This window comes from Methylobacterium sp. 13MFTsu3.1M2 (genome assembly GCF_900112625.1).
In the GTDB taxonomy this organism is placed as follows: Bacteria; Pseudomonadota; Alphaproteobacteria; order Rhizobiales; family Beijerinckiaceae; genus Methylobacterium.
This window is the reverse complement of record NZ_FOMM01000042.1, coordinates 1-18,072: the sequence shown is the minus strand read 5'-3', so window position 1 is coordinate 18,072 and position 18,072 is coordinate 1. Positions and strand designations below refer to the sequence as shown.

Sequence of the window (18,072 nt, the reverse complement as noted above, 5' to 3'; positions counted from 1 at the left end):
ATCGGCCGGGATCGAACCATCGATGGCGACGATCGAGCGGCTCAAGAAACGACCCGACTTCCTGGCGGCGGCCGAGGGGCGTCGCTTCCACACCGAGCGTATGACCGCGCAGGGGTGTCTTCGGAACCCGGACGTTTGCCCCGGCCTCCGTCTCGGCTTCACCATCACGAAGCGTGTCGGCCACGCGACGGAGCGCAACCGCATCCGCCGCCGACTCCGCGCTGCCGTGGGGTTGGTCGCGTCCGATCTGCCGAGCGAGCTCGCGGGCCTTCCGGCCGACATTGTGCTGATCGCCCGCCGCCCCGCCCTCGAAGCCTCCTTCGAGGCCCTCGCCGAGGATCTGCGCCGCGCGATTCCCACGGTGACCCGCGCGGCCGCGCCCCGCGGGGACAGGTCGCCCGGCCGATCCGGCGGTCGGCGCGCCAAGCCGGCCCCTGACACGGCCACTTCTCAGTCGTCCTCTCTCCCGCACGAAGCCGGCCGCGCCTCCGCGCAGGCGGCCCCACCCGGCGGTGCCGACATCGGCCCGTCGCAGGGGTGCGACAGAGATCCCCGAATCACAGGCGCGCGCAGGTCCTCCGGGGCCGGCGACGTTCCTGTTGCCACTCCGAACGCGTGCGGCGGTGTCCCTGATGGGCAATGACAAGACGAACATGTTCGTGGCCATCGGCCTGTCGCTGCTGGTGCTGCTCGGGTGGCAGTACTTCGTGGCCGGCCCGCGCATGGAGCAGCAGCGCCAGATCGAGGCGCAGAACAAGGCCGCGCAGCAGCCCCCGGGCGTGACCCCGGACGGCGTGCCCTCGCCGTCCCCGAAGGAGGGTGGCCCGGCGGCCCCCGCGCCCGGCACGCTGCCGACCGCCCAGGGCGGCCCGGTCTCCCGCGAGGCGGCGCTGGCCCGCTCGCCGCGCGTCCGGATCGAGACCCCGGCGCTCTCCGGCTCGATCGCCCTGAAGGGCGGCCGCGTCGACGACGTCTCGCTCAGGAACTACCACGAGACCATCGACCCCAAGAGCCCCGAGATCGTGCTGTTCTCGCCGGCCGGGACCGAGACGCCCTACTACGCCGAGTTCGGCTGGGTCGGCGCCAATGCCGGTCCGCTGCCGACCAACGACACCCTCTGGACCAGCGACGGCAAGACGCTGTCGCCCGGCATGCCCGTGACCCTGACCTGGGACAACGGCGCCGGCCTCGTCTTCAAGCGGATCATCGCGGTCGACGACAAGTACATGTTCACGATCCGCGACGAGGTCGAGAACAAGGGCTCGGGCGCCATCACGCTCTACCCGTACAGCCTCGTCTCCCGCTGGGGTAAGCCGCACACCCAGGGCTACTACGTCCTGCACGAGGGCATGATCGGCTATCTCGGCAACGACGGCCTGCAGGAATTCACCTACGACAAGCTCGCCAAGGAGGGCGCCTACGGCGGTGCCAACACCAAGGGCAAGGCCTGGAGCGGCGTGACCGGCGGCTTCGTCGGCATCACCGACAAGTACTGGGCGGCGGCCGCGATCCCCGATCAGGACGCGCCCTATACCGGCGCCTTCACCGACCGGACCGACGGTGCCACCAACGTCTACCAGGCCAGCGTGCGCGGCGACGCCGTGAATCTCGCGGCGGGCGCCTCGGCGACCGCGACGCAGCGGCTGTTCGCCGGCGCCAAGGAAGTCAACGTCATCAACAACTACGAGAAGGACCTCGGCATCAAGCACTTCGATCTGATGATCGATTGGGGCTGGTTCTTCTTCATCACCAAGCCGATGTTCCGGGCGCTGGACTTCTTCTACCACCTGTTCGGCAATTTCGGCGTCTCGATCCTGGTGGTGACCTTCTGCCTGAAGCTGCTGTTCCTGCCGATCGCGAACCGGTCCTACGTCTCCATGGCCAAGATGAAGGCCGTGCAGCCGGAGATGGCCGCCATCCGCGAGCGGTACAAGGACGACCGCATGAAGCAGCAGCAGGCCACGATGGAGCTGTACAAGAAGGAGAAGATCAATCCGGTCGCCGGCTGCTGGCCGGTGCTGATCCAGATTCCGGTCTTCTTCGCGCTCTACAAGGTCCTGTTCATCACCATCGAGATGCGCCACGCGCCGTTCTTCGGCTGGATCCGCGACCTCGCGGCGCCGGATCCGACGAGCATCGTGAACCTGTTCGGCCTGCTGCCGTTCCCGGCACCCGACTTCGTGCACCTGGGCGTCTGGCCGATCATCATGGGCATCACGATGTTCGTGCAGATGAAGATGAATCCCGCGCCGCCGGACCCGGTCCAGGCGCAGATCTTCACCTTCATGCCGATCGTGTTCACCTTCATGCTGGGCTCGTTTCCCGCCGGCCTCGTGATCTACTGGGCCTGGAACAACACCCTCTCGGTGATCCAGCAATACGTCATCATGCGCCGTAACGGCGTGAAGGTGGAACTGTGGGACAATCTCCGCACCACGTTCAAGCGCGGCGGCACCAAGGCGGCCGCCACCAAGAGCTGACGGGCGCGACGCCGTGAGCGAGACCAACGACGACGCGGCCGACCTCCTCGAGGCCGGCCGCCTTCTCTTCGCCGGCCCGGCCGACTTCTACGCGGCCGCCCAGATCCTCGACCGGCTGCCGCCCATGGAGGGCGTCGAGATCGCCTTCGCGGGGCGCTCGAATGTCGGCAAGTCGAGCCTGATCAACGCGCTCACCGGCCGCAACACTCTGGCGCGGACCTCGCACACGCCGGGGCGGACGCAGCAGCTCAACTTCTTCCGGATCGGAGAGCGGCTGTCGCTGGTCGACATGCCCGGTTACGGCTACGCCGCCGTCGAGAAGGCGAAGGTCGAGGCGTGGACCCGGCTGATCCACGCCTACCTCAAGGGCCGCGCCAACCTCGCCCGGGTGTTCATGCTGATCGACGCCCGGCACGGCTTCAAGTCGATCGACACCGACGTCCTCGACGGCCTCGACAAGGCCGCGGTGAGCTATCAGGTCGTGCTGACCAAAGGCGATTCCCTCAAGAAGGGCGAGGTCGCGAGCCGCATCGCCGGGATCGAGGCGGGGCTCGCCAAGCGGCCGGCCGCCTACCCGCAGGTGATCCTCACCTCGAGCCGGGACGATTCCGGCGTACCGGATCTGCGCGCGGCCATCGCCAAGCTCTTGGCGGAGCGCGGCGCGTGAGACTCGCGGGTATCGACCGCGCGCTCGCGGCGCTCGCCGCCCTGGCCGGGCTGCTCGGCGTCGCGCTGAGCGCCGCCGCGGCGCACATCCCCGGGGCGGACTCGCTGAAGACGGCGGCGCAGTTCCTGCTGTTCCACGCCCCCGCCATCCTGGCGCTGGTCGGTCTGGGGGCCGCGGGCCTCGTCCGGGCCGGTCTCGCGCGCGTCGCGGCCGGGCTGCTGGTCGCCGGCCTGATCCTGTTCTGCGGCGACCTCTCGGTGCGCGCGTGGCTCCAGCACGCGCTCTTCCCGATGGCGGCGCCCACCGGCGGCTTCGCCCTGATGGGCGGCTGGCTCGCCGGGATCCTCTGCGCGCTAGTGCCCGCGCGACGCGGGGTCTGACAGGTCCGGCCGGCGGCCCGCCGGCCAGAGTCTTCGCGAGCGGAGCGAAGCAGGCCACGCGGCGCCGGGCCGCGCGATGCGGCGCTGCCCTGGGTTGCTTCGCTCCGCTCGCAAAGACGGCGCCGTCGCGCCCTATGATGCTCTCACCTGCAGGAACTCCAGGGCCGGCCCCTGCGCGTCCGAGAAGATCCCGGCGGTCAGCGCGCCGCCGTAGACGGCCGCGGTGTCGAGGTTGGTGCGGAACCGGCGCACTTCCGGGCGCCCGCTCCGCTGCGGCGTGTGGCCGTGGACCACGTACCGTCCGAAATCGTGGTCGCCCTCGAGGAACGGCTCGCGGATCCAGAGGCGATCATGCGCGTCCGAGCCGAGGGCGTCTGTGCCGGGCCGCAGCCCGGCATGCACGTACCAGTGGGCGCCGTCACCGTGCAGCGTCGGGAGCGCCTCGATCCAGTCGAGGGTGTCCCGGGGCAGGCCGGCAGGATCCCGCGCGCCGAACGAATCGAGCGTCGCCTCGCCGCCGTTGAACATCCAGTGCGCGGCCGCGCTCTCCGTCTGGAGTGCGTCGAGCAGCATCCGCTCGTGATTGCCCATCAGGCAGACGACGCGCTCGGGCTCGGCCCAGTTCAGGCGGCTCACGGTGCGGAGCACCGCGGCGCTGTCCGGACCGCGGTCGATGTAGTCCCCGAGGAAGACCAGCCGGTGGGGTCGGTCGCCCGCATGGTCGGCAATCCGCTCCAGCAGCGCGTCGAGGAGGGCGGCGCAGCCGTGGACGTCGCCGATCGCGTAGGTGAGGGGGCCGGAATCCATGCGCCATCGTCCACCGCGGTGGCGCGTTCCGCAAGGCCGCCCGGGTCGGCGCGCTACGCCGCGAGGGCGCGCATCTCCGCGATGAGGTCCGACTTGCCCTCGAAGCCGATGCCCGGCAGGTCCGGCATGGTGATGTGGCCATCCTCGACCCGCACACCGTCGGGGAAGCCGCCGTAGGGCTGGAACAGGTCCGGATAGCTCTCGTTGCCGCCGAGGCCCAGCCCGGCCGCGATGTTGAGCGACATCTGGTGCCCGCCATGCGGGATGCATCGGGCGGGCGACCAGCCGAACTCGACCAGCACGTCGAGGGTGCGCAGGTACTCCACGAGCCCGTACGACAGCGCGCAGTCGAACTGCAGCCAGTCGCGGTCGGGCCGCATGTTGCCGTAGCGCAGGAGATTGCGCGCGTCCTGGTGCGAGAACAGGTTCTCGCCGGTGGCCATCGGCCCGGGATAGTAGGGCGCGAGCGCCGCTTGGAGCGCGTAGTCGAGCGGCTCGCCCGCCTCCTCGTACCAGAACAGCGGGTACTGCCGCAGCATCCGGGCGTACGCGATGGCGGTCTCGAGATCGAGGCGGCCGTTGGCGTCCACCGCGAGACGGCCCCGTCCGTCGATCTCGGCGAGCACGGCCTCGATCCGGCGCCGGTCCTCTTCGAGCGGTGCGCCGCCGATCTTCATCTTCACGACGGTGTAGCCGCGATCGAGATAGCCGCGCATCTCGGCGCGGAGGGCGGAATCGTCCTTGCCGGGATAGTAGTAGCCGCCGGCCGCGTAGACGAAGACCCGCGGGTCGGCAGCGACGCCCTTCCGCTCGGCGAGCATCCGGAACAGCGGCTTCCCGGCGATCTTCGCCGCCGCGTCCCAGATCGCCATGTCGAGGGTACCCACCGCCACCGAGCGCTCGCCGTGGCCGCCGGGCTTCTCGTTGCGCATCATCGCGGCCCAGACCCGGTGCGGGTCGAGGTTGTCGCCCGCATCGACGAGGAGGCTGTCCCGGTCGGCCTCCAGGATCCGGTCGCGGAAGCGCTCGCGGATCAGGCCGCCCTGGCCGTAGCGGCCGTTGGAGTTGAAGCCGTAGCCGACGACCCGCCGGCCGTCGCGGACCACGTCGGTGACCACCGCGACGAGGCTCGTGGTCATCTTCGAGAAGTCGATGTAGGCGTTGCGGATCGGCGATGCGATCGGCTTGGTGACCTCGCGGACGTCGACGATGCGCATGGCTGACTCTCCCCGGTGCGTCCCCGTGCCATAGCGTCGGCGGCACCCGGTCAGCCAATGCCGTTTCCGGAGCGCGCGATGCGCGGGCGGCATCGGCCCCGTCCTGTCGGAGAGGCGCTATGGATCTGGACTGGGTGCGGGACTTCCTCGCGCTCGCCGAGCACCGGACCTTCTCGCGGGCCGCCGAGGTCCGGCACGTGACGCAGCCGGCCTTCAGCCGACGGATCCGCGCGCTCGAGGCGTGGCTCGGGACGCCCCTGTTCCTGCGGAGCGCGCAAGGGGCGCACCTGACCGCCGCCGGAACGGGCTTCCGCCCGCACGCCGAGGAGTTGATGCGAGGCCTGGACAGGGCGTGCCGCGAGGCGCGGGCCGCGGGCGCGCGCGCGGATGCGAGCCTCGCGATCGCGGCCACGCACGCGCTGTCGTTCACGTTCTTTCCCGGCTGGATCCGCCGGCACGCACCCTTCGAGACGCTGGGCGCCCTCAACCTGATCTCGGACAGCATGGCGGCCTGCGAGGCGATCCTGCTGGCCGGCGAGGTGCAACTCCTCCTGTGCCACCACCGCGCGGACCTCCCCACGCCCCTGGACGATGGCCGCTGCGAGTCGGTCCGCGTCGGCGCGGACAGCCTCGTGCCGCTCTGCGCACCGACGTCCGAAGGGGCGCCGCTCTGGCCCCTGACCGGGGCGGTCCGCTACCTCGCCTACGGCGAGGCCTCGGGGCTCGGCCGGATCCTGGCGGCGAGCGGGGTGGCGGCCGGCCACGAGCCGGCCTTCACGTCGCACTTGGCGGCGACGCTGATGACCATGGCCCAGGGGGGCGACGGTGTCGCGTGGCTCCCGGTGACGCTCGCGGAGGCGGCGATCGCCCGCGGACAGCTCGTGCGGGCAGGCCCGGAGGAGCTGGACGTTCCGGTGGAGATCCGGCTGTTCCGGACGCGCGAGGGCCGAGGCGGTGCGGCCGATGCCCTGTGGCGGCGCCTGCACGCGCCCGAGGGCGCCCGGCCCGATCAGGCCTTCGCGACCCGGGCGTAGCGGCCGTCGTAGCGACCGGCCCGGATCTGCTCCAGGACCTCCGCCTCGCGGGCCGCCTGCGCCCGCACGGCGTCGAGCAGGGCGGCCGCGTCGCCGGGCGGGAACGACACGACGCCGTCGGCGTCGCCGACCACCACGTCCCCCGGGCTCACCGTCCAGCCGCCGACGCAGACCGGCACGTTGATCGCGCCGGGGCCCGTCTTGAACGGCCCCCGCGGCGTCGCGTCGCGGGCGTAGCAGGGAAAGTCCGCGCCCGCGAACGCCGCCGTGTCGCGCACGGCGCCGTCGATCACGAAGCCGGCCACGCCCCGGCTCTCGGCGATGGCCTTCATGATGTCGCCCACCAGCGCGCGGCTCGTGTCGCCGGCGCCGTCGACCACGATCACGTCGCCGGGGCGGACCTCTTCCAGAGCCTGATGGATGGCCAGGTTGTCGCCGCTCCGGACGCGGACCGTGAAGGCCGTTCCCACGAGCGCCCCGCCGCGATGGAACGGGCGCAGGCCGGCCAGGACCGGCATCCGCGCTAGGCAGTCGCTGATCGTGGCCGTCGAGACATCGCGGAAGGCCGCCAGCACGGCCGGGTCGACGGCGGGCGGCGGCGGATTGCGGGTGATGGCGGACATCGGCCTCGACGTCTCCCTGGCGTCAGCGCCCCCGCAGCATCGCGGCGAATCGGCGAGGGCCGGGGGATCCTGCCCCAGGCCGCGGCCGATGTCGCGATGGAACCCCGGCCCGGTCAGTGATCGGCCGCCGGGACCGTGCCCGCGCCGCCGCCGGTCGCGAGCTTGCGACGGGCATCGGCCTGACCGCTCGTCGCACCGAAGTAGCTGGCCGAGTCGCCGAGCTGCACCGACGGCTGGCAGCCCGGCGTGCACGACAGGGATTCCCGATCGAGACCGCGCTGCACCGTGATCGTCGAGTCCCGCGACGCCTCGACCCGGATGGTCGTCTCGGCGATCATGGCGCCGCCGTTGTCGAGGGCGATCAGGTTGGTGGAGCCGAAGCTCTTGCCGGTGAGCACGAGGACGCCGTTCTTCTGCGGCGTCACCTCGGCGATGATCGGGTTCCCGACGATGACGGTCGACGTCTTCTCCGGCAGGCGGAGCACCTTGGCGTTGTCGACGAGAACGGTCACGACGGGCAGCAGATCGGGCTGGCCGGCCGCGGCCGCGGCGCCCGTCAGCAGGACGACGAGGCCGGCGCGGCCCGCGATCGACAGGGTGCGACGCATCGGGGTTCCTCAAGACGGCGGGCGGTCGAAGAGAGCCTACCCGAGGCCCGAGGCTAGCGCGGAACCCGTGAAGGAAGCGCTAAGCAAGACCAAGTCGCGGCACTGTGCCGTATCGGTGAAACCCAACCTTCACCAAACTCGCAGCGAGACAGCCTTTTAGGTCGGTGCGGGATCGATTTAACCGATTTTCAAGGCGTAATCGGCAGTCTGTGCAGGCCGCCGATCGAGACCTGAAAATTCTTCATCGGGCATCGCGCAAGTTTTATCTCGCTCTGTGTTGATCGAAGGATCACCCTCTATGAAGACCCTGTTCACGCGTTTTGCTTCGGACGAGTCCGGCGCCACCGCGATCGAGTACGGCATGATCGCGGCCCTCATCGCCGTGGCCATCATCACCGCCCTGAAGACGGTCGGCACCAGCCTGACCAGCAAGTTCAGCCAGATCTCCGGCAACCTGAACTGATCGAGACCCGTCCGATCTGCGGCAGGTTCGAGACATCCCGCCTCTCCTCGCAACCCGGAGAGAGGCGGGGGTTCCCGGCCTGCCGGGATCGCCGTTGTTCGCGGCGGCGCTCGCCGCCCGGCACATCCGAGGTCCGGACCGGCCGGCAGTCCGCCGGGGCGGACCGTATTGTGTGACGCGACAGGCTGCGACGAGATGGGCGCCGAGATGGTCGGTTCAGCGACGGCAAGTCTGGGACTGGCGGGTCTGGGCCCGGCCGGTTTCGGTCTCCTGATCCTGTTTCCCTTCCTGATGGCCTACGCGGCCGCCAGCGACCTGCTCACCATGCTGATCCCGAACCGGATCTCCCTCGCCCTCGTGGCCGGGTTCGCGCTGCTGGCCCTGACGAGCTCGATGAGCTGGACCGAGATCGGCTTCCACTGCGCCGCCGGTGCGGTCGTCCTGCTCGTCACGTTCACGCTGTTCGCCTTCGGCGTCATCGGCGGCGGCGACGCGAAGCTCGCGGCCGCCACCGCCCTGTGGCTCGGCTTCGACGGCCTCGGCGACTACCTCCTTGTGGCCTCGGTGTTCGGCGGCGCCCTGACCCTGGCGATCCTGTTCGCGCGGACGCATCCGCTGCCGGGCCGGATCGCGCGCATGCCGTTCGCCCTGCACCTGCACGACGCCAAGACCGGGATCCCGTACGGGATCGCGCTGGCCGCCGCCGCGCTCCTCGTCCTCCCCGAGACCGACGTCTGGACCCGGGCCCTCGCCAGCTGAGGCCGCCGCGGCGATTCAGAGACGCGGGATCTGGAGCCCCGGGCCCGGCCCAGCTAGAAGTCGCGCATGCCCCTCGCGCTGCTGCGTCGCCCCGATCCCGATCATCTTGAGGTCCAGCACGAGGGGGCCTGCCTCCGCATCGCCCTCCGTCGGCGGCCGACCGCGCGCCGCATCACGCTCCGCGTGTCGGCCGCCACCGGCGAGGCCGTGATCACCCTGCCGAGCCGCACCGCCATCAACACCGCGCAGCGCTTCGCGGCGAGCCACGCGGAGTGGATCGCCGCGCGCCTGGCGCGCGTGCCGACCCGCGTGCTCTTCGAGCTCGGAGCCAGCCTGCCGCTCCGCGGTGAGCCCCACCGGATCAGCCAGCGCGGCACCCGGAGCGGTCCCGTCCGCATCGAGTCCGTCGAGGGGGAGGCGGTGCTGTCGGTGTCGTGCGACGCCGCCCACGTGGCGCGCCGGGTCCGCGACTTCCTGGCCCGCGAGGCCAAGCGCGACCTGACCGAAGCGATCGAGCGCTACGCGGCGCGGCTCGGGCAGCGGCCGGTCCGGGTCACGCTGCGCGATACCCGCAGTCGCTGGGGATCCTGCACGGCCCGCGGCGAGCTGAACTTCTCGTGGCGCCTGATCCTCGCGCCGCCGATGGTGCTCGACTACTTGGTCGCCCACGAGATGGCGCATCTGCGCGAGATGAACCACTCCCCGCGCTTCTGGGCGCTGGTGCAGGCGCTCTGCCCGAACACCGACGCTGCCGAAGCGTGGCTCAAGCGCCACGGCACCGGCCTGCATCGCTACGGCTGAGCCGACCTCAGCCCCGCCTCAGCCCCGCCTCACCCCTTGACGCGGAGCACCCGCTGGCGCGCCACGGCATCCGCCGGCCAGCTCGGGCGGGGATCGACCTGCCCGGGGCTGAGGGTGCGCGGCGCGACGCTGTCGCAGATCTCCCGCTGGCGGATGATCACCGGGTTGCCGAACTCGTCCCGGCGGCGGACCAGGCCGCCGTCCCTGCAGTAGCCGGCGATGGCCGCCTGACCGTTGCGGCGGCCGTACGGGTTCGCCGCCACGGGCGGATGCTCGATCACCAGCGTGTCCGAGTGGTTCAGCGAGCGTTCGATGTAGGTGGTCTCTCCGACCGGCAGGGACTGGGCTCCCGCCTGCGCGAGGGTGGCCACCAAGCAGGCGGCCGAGAGAGTGAGCGGGCGCATCACGGCGTCAAAATCCGGCGCTGGAGGAGTGTTCGAACACAATCTAGGCCGCTGAAACCGTTACGGGTAGCGCCGACGCGCAACACCGCGCCCGCATCGCTTGACAGCGCGGGGCGGACCATGGTCGGAACACGCCCGATTGTACGGCTCCCGCCGGTCCTCGGCCGGAGCGTTCCGAAGGGATCGGTGGTGCCGCTTCACGCGAGGCTCGTTCGTTTCCGGCGCGCCGCGCTGCCGGTTCTCCTCGCCCTCGTCGCGGCGGCACTGGCGCCCGCCGGGCCGGCCGCGGCTCAGGGCATGGTGCGCAAGACCTTCGACGATTGGCAGCTGCGCTGCGAGACGCCCGCCGGCGCGAAGGCCGAGCAGTGCGCCCTCGTCCAGTATCTCGCCGCCGAGGACAGGCCCAACCTGACCCTCGTGGTCATCGTCCTCAAGACCGCCGACAATCGCGGTTACCTGCTGCGGGTGGTGGCGCCGCTGGGCGTTCTCCTGCCGTCCGGACTCGGCCTGAAGATCGACCAGACGGATATCGGCCGCGCCGGCTTCGTCCGCTGCCTCACCACCGGGTGCGTGGCCGAGGTCGTGATGGATGACGGGCTGATCCGCCAGTTCAAGAACGGCACGCAGGCCACCTTCATCGTGTTCCAGACGCCCGAGGAAGGCGTCGGCATCCCGCTGTCGATGAAGGGCTTCGCGGCCGGGTTCGACAGCCTGAAATGACGGTGCGGTTCGGGAGCCGTGCGATGATCGGACATCGGAACAGGAGCCTCACGCGGTCCCCGGACATGGCCCGGCGCCGGACCGTCGCTCTCCGGCTCGGCGGCTTTGTGCTCGCCGCGTCGCTCGCCGCCCCGGCCCCGGGCCGGGCCGAGGAGGGCAACATCTTCTCCAACCTGTTCAAGTACGGCGGCACGACGGTCCCGCCGTCGCAGCCCGAAGCCCTCGACCCGGCCTATTGCCCGACGGTCGAGGTCGCCGAGGGCGGGGCCGCCTCGCGCGCGCTCGCGGGCGACACGGTGCGCACCCAGTTCTCCCTCGGCCGTCTCGCCCGCGAATGCACGCGGCGTCAGGACGGCTCGATCACCGTCAAGGTGGGCGCCGAGATCAACGTCCTGCTCGGGCCGGCGGGCGCGCCGGGCCGGTTCGATGTGCCGGTGACGTTCCAGATCCGCCACGACGGCAAGACCGTCTCGAGCCGCACCGAGCGGGCCAGCGTGATCGTCGGGCCCGGAGAGGCGCAGGGCTTCGCCACGGTCGTGGCCGACGAGCTGCAGGTTCCGGCCGCCATGACAGCCGATTACGACATCGCGGTGGGTGTCGGGACCGGCAAGGGTGCGGGCGGCAAGCCCGCCGCGAAACCGCGCCGCCGCAAACCGGCTGTCGCCGCGGCGCCACCCGGCGGAGGCGACGCTGCCCAGTGACGCCGCGGCGCGCCTCGGCGATCCGACCCCGCTGATTGCCCGGACCGGCCGCGACAGGCTCTGGCTCGGCCGGAAGACCCGGTTCCGGCTGGAATCCACGGACGATCCCGTCTTCGATCGCCGCCTCGTGCTCCCGGACCATCCCGCCGGCTGGATCGTGCTGAGCTATGCCGGCGATCCGACGAATGCGCCCCGGCGCCCGATCCTCCGCGTCCTGCGAGGGCCTGACGAGACGGTCCAAGACTTCCTCCTGCCGGGAGCCGCGCAGGGGCTCGCCCACTGGCTCGGGCTGATCCCCTCCGATACCCGGGAGATCCGTCTCTCTGCCGGTGCGGACTTCGCCCTCGAGCGGGTCGGCGCCCGGCGCGAGGTCGAGGTGCTCGCGCAGTGCCTCCTGCGCAGGCCCTGGCGCTGCGTCTCCGCCCTCTACGAGCGCGCCCGCGGCTCGGAACGGCGCTACCGCGACATCCTGCGCGGCGCCTGCGCGGTGACCCCGATGGCCCGGTTCCCGGCCTGGGCCGCCGCCCGGACCCGGCCCGCCCGCGTCGCGCCCTCCGCCCTGCGGATCCGCTGCGTCGTTCTCGCGCGAGCCGAGGACGCGGCGCCGCTGTCGGCCACGCGCGACGCGCTGAACGCGCAGACGCACCGCCCCGACTCGATCCAGGTCGCGTGGGCGGGGACGCCGCCCGCATCGGTCGACGGGCCGCTGTCGCATCGAACCTGGGATGCGGCTTCCGGCTTCGACGAACTTTCCGGCAAGGCGGAAGCCCTGTGCCTGCTGCGCCCCGGCGACGTCCCGGAGCCGGAGGCCCTGGCGCTGCTGGCCCAGGCCCTGTCGGGAGCGGACATCGCCTACGGCGACGCGGTCGGCCCCGACGGTCGCCCGCAATTGAAGCCGGACTGGAGCCCGGACCTCGCCCTGGCGACCGGCTATCCCGGGTTTCCCCTGCTCCTGTCGCGGGCGTGGCTGGCCGCGGCCATGGCGCGCCCGGTCGGCCCGATGGCCGCGCTCGCGCCGGCCATCGCGATCGCGGCGATGAGCACCGCCGCGCGGGTGGCGCATGTCCCGCGGATCCTCGCCCGCACCGCCGGAGACGGTCTCGACCCGTCGGCCCGGGCCGCGGCCCTGGACGCGCACCGGTCCGGACAGCCGCTGTTCCGCGCCGGGATCCACGACGGTGCCGTTCGCCTCGCGTGGCCCCTGCCGGATCCGGTGCCGCTGGTGAGCGTCGTCATCCCGTCGCGCGACCGCCTCGACCTGATCACCCGCGTCTGCTGCGGGGTGCTCCACGAGACAGCCTACGCGGCGATCGAGCTGATCATCGTCGACAACGGCTCCACCGATCCAGCGGTGCTCGACCACTACGCGACCCTGCGCGGCGATCCGCGCGTCCGGATCCTCATGGACCCGCAGCCCTTCAACTTCGCCGCGATGGTCAACGCCGGCGTCGCCGCGGCGTCCGGGACGATCGTCGTCCTGCTGAACAACGACGTCGCCGTGCTGGAGCCGAGCTGGCTCGAGGCCATGGTCCGGCAGGCGTGCCGGCCGGAGGTCGGCGCCGTCGGGGCGAAGCTTCTCTACGGCGACGGCACGCTGCAGCATGCCGGCGTCGTCGTCGGCCTCGGCGGCCGGGCCGGCCACATCCTGCGCCGCCGGCCCGGTGATACGCCCGGCCATCTCGGCCAGCTGCGGGTGGCGCACGAGGTCTCGGCGGTGACGGCCGCCTGCCTCGCCGTCGCGCGGGAGAAGTATCTGGCGGTGGGCGGCTTCGACGCCGAGGCATTCCCGGTCGACTTCAACGACGTCGATTTCTGCCTCCGCCTCGGCGCCGCCGGCTGGAAGACGGTCTGGACGCCGGCCGCGACGCTGGCCCATCTCGAATCCGTCAGCCGCGGTCCGTCCGTCGGGGCCAAGCGCGCCCGCTTCGAGCAGGAGGCCGCCCGTTTCTCCGAGCGCTGGCGGGCCGTGATCCGGCACGATCCGTTCTACCACCCCGCCCTGTCGGTCACGACGTTCGGCGAGGATCTGGAATGACGCCGCGGTCGGACGGCGCATCGGACGGCGCGTCGGGCCACGATGCCGCGACGTATCTCGGACCGTCGCGCCGCTCCTGGCGCGCGCTGGTGGGCGCGACGCGCCAGCTCCTCGCGCATCCCCGGGCGGCGGCCGCGATCCTGCGCGCGCGCGTGACGGGTAAGCGCCGGCGCGCCCGGCAGGCGCTCGCCGCCCTGGTCGGGATCGACCATCGGCTCGCCCTGCCGCCCGGGATCCTCGACCGCTTCCCCCCCGCGCCGACCGGTCCGGGAGACGCGATCCGCGTGATCGGCGACGGGGTCCTCGTCGCCGGTGCGCCCGGCCTGATCGCCGCCGCGTTCGCGCGCGAGCCCGACCTGCAGGCGCTGTACGGCGACGCCTTGGTGCAGGAGAGACCCGGCGGCGCGGTGCTGCCGCTTCTGCCGCCGGTCTTCGACGCCGACCGGCTCGCGGCCCTCGATTATCTCGGACCCGTGCTGACCTGCCGACGCGGCGCCCTCGAGCCCGGCGACGATCCCGGCAGTCCCGCCGAGGCCGCGTTCCGCATCGCGGAGCGCTTCGGTCCCGGCGCGATCGGCCACCTGCCGGAGATCCTGTCGGTCCGGCGCGGCGCCTCGACCGCGACGCGGGGCGGCGAAACCGGGCGCGTCCCCCACCACGCGCTGGTGCGCGATCACCTCGACCGGACAGGGCGGGAGGGCGTTGGCGTGGCCGTCGGGCCCGACGGTCTCGTGCAGGTCGAGCATCCCCTGCCGGACGAGCGGCCCCTGGCGAGCCTCATCGTGCCGACCCGCGATCGCCTGGATCTCCTGCGCCCCTGCCTCGAGAGCCTGCGAGGCTGCACCGACTGGCCGTCGACCGAGATCATCGTCTGCGACAACGACAGTCGCGAGCCCGAGACGCTCGCCTACCTGCGGGCGCTGGAGGGGGAGGGGAGGGGGCACGTCGTGCCCTGGCCCGGGCCGTTCAACTTCGCCGCGATGAACAACGCCGCCGCGGCCCGCGCCCGCGGCAGGCTGCTGGTCTTCGTCAACAACGACGTCGAGGCCTTCCGGCCCGACTGGCTGTCCCGCATGGCCCGGGAGGCCCTCCGTCCCGACGTGGGGGCGGTCGGTGCCAAGCTCCTCGACGGCGAGGGCCGGATCCAGCACGGCGGCATCGTGCTCGGCACCGGCGGCCTCGTCACCCACGGGCACCGGCACTTTCCCGGGGATGCCCCCGGCTACCTCGGGGCCCTGCGCGTCACCCACACGGTATCGGCGGTGACCGCGGCGTGCCTGGCCGTCGAGGCGGCGAAGTTCCGCGCGGTCGGCGGGTTCGACGAGGCGGTCTTCGCGGTCGACTTCAACGACGTCGATCTCTGCCTGCGCCTGAACGCGGCCGGCTACCGCACGCTCCTGGTCCCCGGGGCGGTCCTTCATCACCGCGAGGCGGCGAGCCGCCGCTGGACCCGAGAGGCCCGGGCCCGCCACGCGCGCGAGATCGCGGCGCTGAGAACGCGATGGGGGTCGCTGCTGGTGCAGGACCCCCATTATCACCCGGGCTTCGACCCGGAACTCTCGACCCACGCGCGGCTGCGCGCGGGGTTTCCCGAGGCCGGACCGGCGCCCCTGCGCCGGCCGGGCGCCTGACCGGGCCTACTGCACGAGGCGCGGGCCGCCGCCCTGGACCTTCTCGTTCTCCGACATGATGCCGAGCCGCTTGGCGACCTCGGTATAGGCCTCGATCAGGCCGCCCAGATCCTTCCGGAACCGGTCCTTGTCGAGCTTGTCGGAGGACTTGATGTCCCAGAGCCGGCAGGAATCCGGGGAGATCTCGTCGGCGACGACGATGCGCATCATGTCGCCTTCCCAGAGTCGACCGGTCTCCATCTTGAAATCGACGAGCCGGATGCCGACGCCGAGGAAGAGACCCGACAGGAAATCGTTGACGCGGATCGCCAGCGCCATGATGTCGTCGATCTCCTGGGGCGTCGCCCAGCCGAAGGCGGTGATGTGCTCCTCGGAGACCATCGGATCGTTCAGCGCGTCGTTCTTGTAGTAGAACTCGATGATCGAGCGCGGCAGCTGCGTGCCTTCCTCCAGGCCGAGGCGCGTGGCGAGCGAGCCGGCCGCCACGTTGCGCACCACGACCTCGAGGGGGATGATCTCGACTTCGCGGATCAGCTGCTCGCGCATGTTCAACCGGCGGATGAAGTGCGTCGGCACGCCGATGTCGTTGAGGTGCTGGAAGACGAACTCCGAGATCCGGTTGTTCAGCACGCCCTTGCCGTCGATGACCTCGTGCTTCTTCGCGTTGAAGGCCGTCGCGTCATCCTTGAAGTGCTGGATGAGCGTGCCGGGCTCCGGCCCCTCGTAGAGGACCTTCGCCTTGCCCTCGTAGATGCGACGGCGGCGATTCATAGGCGTGTACCGTGGTTTGAGGAAGTCCATGGGCCGAGGCTCCTGATGCGCGACGATGGGGAGGAATCCGCGGCGCGGCGACCGGACGCGAGGTCGGGCCGCCGGACGGCCTCTGCCCGAGGGCCCCGGCGACCGGCCGCCAAACTAGCGGAAGCGGGCTTCCAGCACAACGCGTTAGCCCGCAGGGCGGGATTGCGGAGGCCGGTCGGGACGTGCCGGGGACGACCTCCGCGACCCGTCGCGCGCGCGTCTCGCGGTCGTCGTGCGGTCGTCAATCGATCGTCAATCGATCGTCTTGGACGGGTAGCGGCAGAGGTCGGCGATGAGGCAGCGCGGGCATTCGGGCTTGCGCGCCTTGCAGGTGTAGCGTCCGTGGAGAATCAGCCAGTGATGGGCGTGGAGTCGGTAGGCATCCGGCACGATCGCCTCGAGCCCGGCCTGGACCTTGTCGGTCGTCGCGCCGACGAAGAGCGGGATCCGGTTCGAGACCCTGAAGATGTGGGTGTCGACGGCGATCCGCGGAACCCCGAAGGCGATGTTGAGCACCACGCTCGCGGTCTTCGCACCGACCCCGGGCAGGACCTGCAGGGCCTCCAGGCTCGGCGGGACCGCGCCGCCGTGCGTTTCCACGAGGATGCGCGAGAGGGCGACCACGTTCTTCGCCTTGGTGTTGAACAGCCCGATCGTGCGCACGAAGTCGCGGACCCGGTCCTCGCCGAGCGCCAGCATCTTCTCGGGCGTGTCGGCGACCGCGAAGAGCGGGCCGGTGGCGAGGTTGACGCCGCGGTCGGTCGCCTGGGCCGACAGCACCACGGCGACGAGGAGCGTGAACGGATTGACGTAGTGGAGCTCGCCCTTGGGCTCCGGCTCCGCCGCCTGGAAGCGGCGGAAGATCTCGGCGAGGGCCGCCGCGTCGACGGCCTCGGGAGCCGTATCCACCTGCGCGGTGACGGCCGGCTCGATCGGACCCCCGAGCCGCGCGGAGACGGCGCTCTCGGATGCTCCTTTGGACGCCCGCCCGGACGCCTTCTTGGACGCCCCCTCGGGCTTGCTCCCGGAGCCGCCCTTGCCCCGCCGCGTCGGGGCTGTCCCGGATACCGTCTCGGACGCGGTCTCGGCCGGTCCCGCGGCGCCGCGACCGGCGCGATCCGTCACGGGCGGGGGAGTCTTTCTGGCGGGCATCGGCGCGTTATATGGATCGCATGGCGAGCGGCAATCCTTCCGTCCACCCGTACGGGCTCGATCCGGACACGATCGACCGGCCCGTCTTCACCGCGACGATCCGGCCGCACCAGTCGTTGAGCCGTCGCGGCTTCCGGGTGGTCATGACCGGGTGCTGCGCGGTCTCGGTCGCCGTGTCGGTCTGGGCGTGGCGCATGGGCTTCTGGCCCGTGGCCGGCTTCTTCGGCCTCGACATGCTGGCGATCTACGCGGCGCTGAAGGTGAGCTTCCGGCGCGGGCGCTCCTTCGAGGAGGTGATGATCTCGCAGATCGAGATCCTGCTCGCCCGGGTCAGCCACCGCGGTGAGCGGCGGGAGTGGCGGTTCAATCCGCTCTGGACCAAGCTCGAGACGGTCGAGGACGACGAGTACGGCCTCCAGCGCCTGACCCTGGTCTCGCGCCGGCAGCAGGCGCTGGTCGCGCGCGACGCCGGGCCGGACGAGCGGGCGCGGATAGCCCAGGGGCTCAGCGCGGCGCTCGCGCAGGTGAAGAAGGGATACTAACCGGACCTCGGACCTCTCTGGCCTCCTGAGAGGGCAGGGAGGCGGCGCGGCAGCGATCGCCCGGGCCGTGCGAAAAAACAGCCCGGAGATGGAACAGGGCTGTTGACGGGCAAATTCGAGGGCTCTATACCCCGGCTCATCGGCGCCGGCCGCGGAAGTGGACCGGGCGCTGAGCCATCTTCTGACAAGCGGGCGGGCTGGCCGGCGGGATTGCCGGGCGGTCTTCTGTTTGCCTCTGATGAGCCTC

General features: G+C 71.6%; 20 protein-coding genes. 13 read left to right on the top strand and 7 right to left on the bottom strand.

Annotated elements, in window-relative coordinates; genetic code table 11:
- Positions 1-22: 22 nt before the first annotated feature.
- Genes rnpA through BM314_RS28320 form a run of 4 tightly spaced genes read left to right on the top strand, consistent with a single transcriptional unit; the run spans position 23 to position 3,527 of the window.
- Positions 23-643 carry a ribonuclease P protein component gene (gene rnpA / locus BM314_RS28335; RefSeq protein WP_091981838.1) on the top strand — a complete coding sequence of 207 codons (621 nt, stop codon included), beginning with the start codon at positions 23-25 and terminating at the stop codon, positions 641-643.
- Positions 633-2,480 (top strand): membrane protein insertase YidC, encoded by a 1,848-nt coding sequence (gene yidC, locus BM314_RS28330; protein ID WP_091981837.1) that lies wholly within the window; start codon positions 633-635, stop codon positions 2,478-2,480. The genes rnpA and yidC overlap by 11 nt, the downstream gene beginning before the upstream one ends.
- 13 nt (positions 2,481-2,493) lie before the next feature.
- Complete coding sequence (gene yihA / locus BM314_RS28325) at positions 2,494-3,147, top strand: ribosome biogenesis GTP-binding protein YihA/YsxC (RefSeq protein WP_056526930.1); 654 nt, start codon at positions 2,494-2,496, stop codon at positions 3,145-3,147.
- Positions 3,144-3,527 carry a DUF423 domain-containing protein gene (locus BM314_RS28320; protein WP_091981834.1) on the top strand — a complete coding sequence of 128 codons (384 nt, stop codon included), beginning with the start codon at positions 3,144-3,146 and terminating at the stop codon, positions 3,525-3,527. Before yihA ends, BM314_RS28320 begins: the two co-directional genes overlap by 4 nt.
- A 132-nt stretch (positions 3,528-3,659) precedes the next feature.
- Here the strand turns inward: BM314_RS28320 and BM314_RS28315 are convergent, their stop codons facing one another.
- Positions 3,660-4,334: a metallophosphoesterase family protein gene (locus BM314_RS28315; protein ID WP_091981832.1), complete on the bottom strand. Its 675-nt coding sequence runs from the start codon at positions 4,332-4,334 to the stop codon at positions 3,660-3,662.
- Positions 4,335-4,387: 53 nt separating this feature from the next.
- Complete coding sequence (locus BM314_RS28310; RefSeq protein ID WP_091981829.1) at positions 4,388-5,551, bottom strand: mandelate racemase/muconate lactonizing enzyme family protein; 1,164 nt, start codon at positions 5,549-5,551, stop codon at positions 4,388-4,390.
- A gap of 119 nt (positions 5,552-5,670) precedes the next feature.
- On the opposite strand from BM314_RS28310, the gene BM314_RS28305 reads away from it, so the two are divergent.
- Positions 5,671-6,585, top strand: coding sequence for a LysR family transcriptional regulator (locus tag BM314_RS28305; RefSeq protein ID WP_091981826.1), 915 nt, complete (start codon positions 5,671-5,673; stop codon positions 6,583-6,585).
- Here BM314_RS28305 and BM314_RS28300 read toward each other — a convergent pair.
- On the bottom strand, positions 6,561-7,208 hold the full coding sequence (locus BM314_RS28300; RefSeq protein WP_020092493.1) for an RraA family protein: 648 nt from the start codon (positions 7,206-7,208) through the stop codon (positions 6,561-6,563). The genes BM314_RS28305 and BM314_RS28300 overlap by 25 nt on opposite strands.
- Positions 7,209-7,321: 113 nt before the next feature.
- A complete protein-coding gene (locus BM314_RS28295; protein ID WP_020092492.1) occupies positions 7,322-7,816 on the bottom strand; it encodes a pilus assembly protein N-terminal domain-containing protein in 495 nt (164 codons plus the stop codon).
- A gap of 298 nt (positions 7,817-8,114) precedes the next feature.
- On the opposite strand from BM314_RS28295, the gene BM314_RS28290 reads away from it, so the two are divergent.
- The 3 genes from BM314_RS28290 (at position 8,115) to BM314_RS28280 (ending at position 9,839) form a co-directional block, all read left to right on the top strand.
- Entirely contained in the window at positions 8,115-8,279 is a 165-nt protein-coding gene (locus tag BM314_RS28290; protein ID WP_012320434.1) for a Flp family type IVb pilin, read from the top strand.
- A 207-nt stretch (positions 8,280-8,486) separates the two neighbouring features.
- Positions 8,487-9,038 (top strand): A24 family peptidase, encoded by a 552-nt coding sequence (locus BM314_RS28285; RefSeq protein WP_042669679.1) that lies wholly within the window; start codon positions 8,487-8,489, stop codon positions 9,036-9,038.
- A 66-nt stretch (positions 9,039-9,104) separates the two neighbouring features.
- On the top strand, positions 9,105-9,839 hold the full coding sequence (locus BM314_RS28280; RefSeq protein ID WP_091981825.1) for a M48 family metallopeptidase: 735 nt from the start codon (positions 9,105-9,107) through the stop codon (positions 9,837-9,839).
- A 29-nt stretch (positions 9,840-9,868) separates the two neighbouring features.
- On the opposite strand, the gene BM314_RS28275 is transcribed toward BM314_RS28280, so the two are convergent.
- Positions 9,869-10,243 carry a hypothetical protein gene (locus BM314_RS28275; protein ID WP_020092489.1) on the bottom strand — a complete coding sequence of 125 codons (375 nt, stop codon included), beginning with the start codon at positions 10,241-10,243 and terminating at the stop codon, positions 9,869-9,871.
- Between the two features lie 231 nt (positions 10,244-10,474).
- Here BM314_RS28275 and BM314_RS28270 point away from each other — a divergent pair, with 231 nt between their 5' ends.
- The 4 genes from BM314_RS28270 to BM314_RS28255 are packed head-to-tail and all read left to right on the top strand — an operon-like array spanning position 10,475 to position 15,330.
- Entirely contained in the window at positions 10,475-10,963 is a 489-nt protein-coding gene (locus BM314_RS28270) for an invasion associated locus B family protein (RefSeq protein WP_210383334.1), read from the top strand.
- 23 nt (positions 10,964-10,986) lie between these two features.
- Positions 10,987-11,664 (top strand): hypothetical protein, encoded by a 678-nt coding sequence (locus BM314_RS28265; protein WP_244527097.1) that lies wholly within the window; start codon positions 10,987-10,989, stop codon positions 11,662-11,664.
- Positions 11,576-13,699: a glycosyltransferase family 2 protein gene (locus tag BM314_RS28260; RefSeq protein WP_244540076.1), complete on the top strand. Its 2,124-nt coding sequence runs from the start codon at positions 11,576-11,578 to the stop codon at positions 13,697-13,699. Before BM314_RS28265 ends, BM314_RS28260 begins: the two co-directional genes overlap by 89 nt.
- Positions 13,696-15,330 carry a glycosyltransferase gene (locus BM314_RS28255; RefSeq protein ID WP_091981822.1) on the top strand — a complete coding sequence of 545 codons (1,635 nt, stop codon included), beginning with the start codon at positions 13,696-13,698 and terminating at the stop codon, positions 15,328-15,330. The genes BM314_RS28260 and BM314_RS28255 overlap by 4 nt, the downstream gene beginning before the upstream one ends.
- Positions 15,331-15,336: 6 nt before the next feature.
- On the opposite strand, the gene purC is transcribed toward BM314_RS28255, so the two are convergent.
- Positions 15,337-16,131 carry a phosphoribosylaminoimidazolesuccinocarboxamide synthase gene (gene purC, locus BM314_RS28250; protein WP_010684691.1) on the bottom strand — a complete coding sequence of 265 codons (795 nt, stop codon included), beginning with the start codon at positions 16,129-16,131 and terminating at the stop codon, positions 15,337-15,339.
- A gap of 252 nt (positions 16,132-16,383) precedes the next feature.
- Positions 16,384-17,064 (bottom strand): endonuclease III, encoded by a 681-nt coding sequence (nth, locus tag BM314_RS28245; RefSeq protein ID WP_091981847.1) that lies wholly within the window; start codon positions 17,062-17,064, stop codon positions 16,384-16,386.
- Positions 17,065-17,303: 239 nt separating this feature from the next.
- Between nth and BM314_RS28240 the strand changes: the two genes are divergently transcribed.
- Entirely contained in the window at positions 17,304-17,825 is a 522-nt protein-coding gene (locus tag BM314_RS28240; RefSeq protein WP_091981820.1) for a DUF2244 domain-containing protein, read from the top strand.
- Positions 17,826-18,072 lie beyond the last annotated feature (247 nt).

Excerpts from the sequence above, each read along its gene's own strand:
- BM314_RS28290 (WP_012320434.1), top strand. The coding sequence starts at position 8,115 with ATGAAGACCCTGTTCACGCGTTTTGCTTCGGACGAGTCCGGCGCCACC.
- BM314_RS28280 (WP_091981825.1), top strand. The coding sequence starts at position 9,105 with ATGCCCCTCGCGCTGCTGCGTCGCCCCGATCCCGATCATCTTGAGGTC.
- BM314_RS28315 (WP_091981832.1), bottom strand. The coding sequence starts at position 4,334 with ATGGATTCCGGCCCCCTCACCTACGCGATCGGCGACGTCCACGGCTGC.
- BM314_RS28300 (WP_020092493.1), bottom strand. The coding sequence starts at position 7,208 with ATGTCCGCCATCACCCGCAATCCGCCGCCGCCCGCCGTCGACCCGGCC.
- BM314_RS28255 (WP_091981822.1), top strand. The coding sequence starts at position 13,696 with ATGACGCCGCGGTCGGACGGCGCATCGGACGGCGCGTCGGGCCACGAT.
- yidC (WP_091981837.1), top strand. The coding sequence starts at position 633 with ATGGGCAATGACAAGACGAACATGTTCGTGGCCATCGGCCTGTCGCTG.
- BM314_RS28240 (WP_091981820.1), top strand. The coding sequence starts at position 17,304 with ATGGCGAGCGGCAATCCTTCCGTCCACCCGTACGGGCTCGATCCGGAC.
- BM314_RS28295 (WP_020092492.1), bottom strand. The coding sequence starts at position 7,816 with ATGCGTCGCACCCTGTCGATCGCGGGCCGCGCCGGCCTCGTCGTCCTG.
- BM314_RS28275 (WP_020092489.1), bottom strand. The coding sequence starts at position 10,243 with ATGCGCCCGCTCACTCTCTCGGCCGCCTGCTTGGTGGCCACCCTCGCG.
- BM314_RS28305 (WP_091981826.1), top strand. The coding sequence starts at position 5,671 with ATGGATCTGGACTGGGTGCGGGACTTCCTCGCGCTCGCCGAGCACCGG.
- BM314_RS28285 (WP_042669679.1), top strand. The coding sequence starts at position 8,487 with ATGGTCGGTTCAGCGACGGCAAGTCTGGGACTGGCGGGTCTGGGCCCG.
- purC (WP_010684691.1), bottom strand. The coding sequence starts at position 16,131 with ATGGACTTCCTCAAACCACGGTACACGCCTATGAATCGCCGCCGTCGC.
- BM314_RS28265 (WP_244527097.1), top strand. The coding sequence starts at position 10,987 with ATGATCGGACATCGGAACAGGAGCCTCACGCGGTCCCCGGACATGGCC.
- BM314_RS28310 (WP_091981829.1), bottom strand. The coding sequence starts at position 5,551 with ATGCGCATCGTCGACGTCCGCGAGGTCACCAAGCCGATCGCATCGCCG.
- rnpA (WP_091981838.1), top strand. The coding sequence starts at position 23 with ATGGCGACGATCGAGCGGCTCAAGAAACGACCCGACTTCCTGGCGGCG.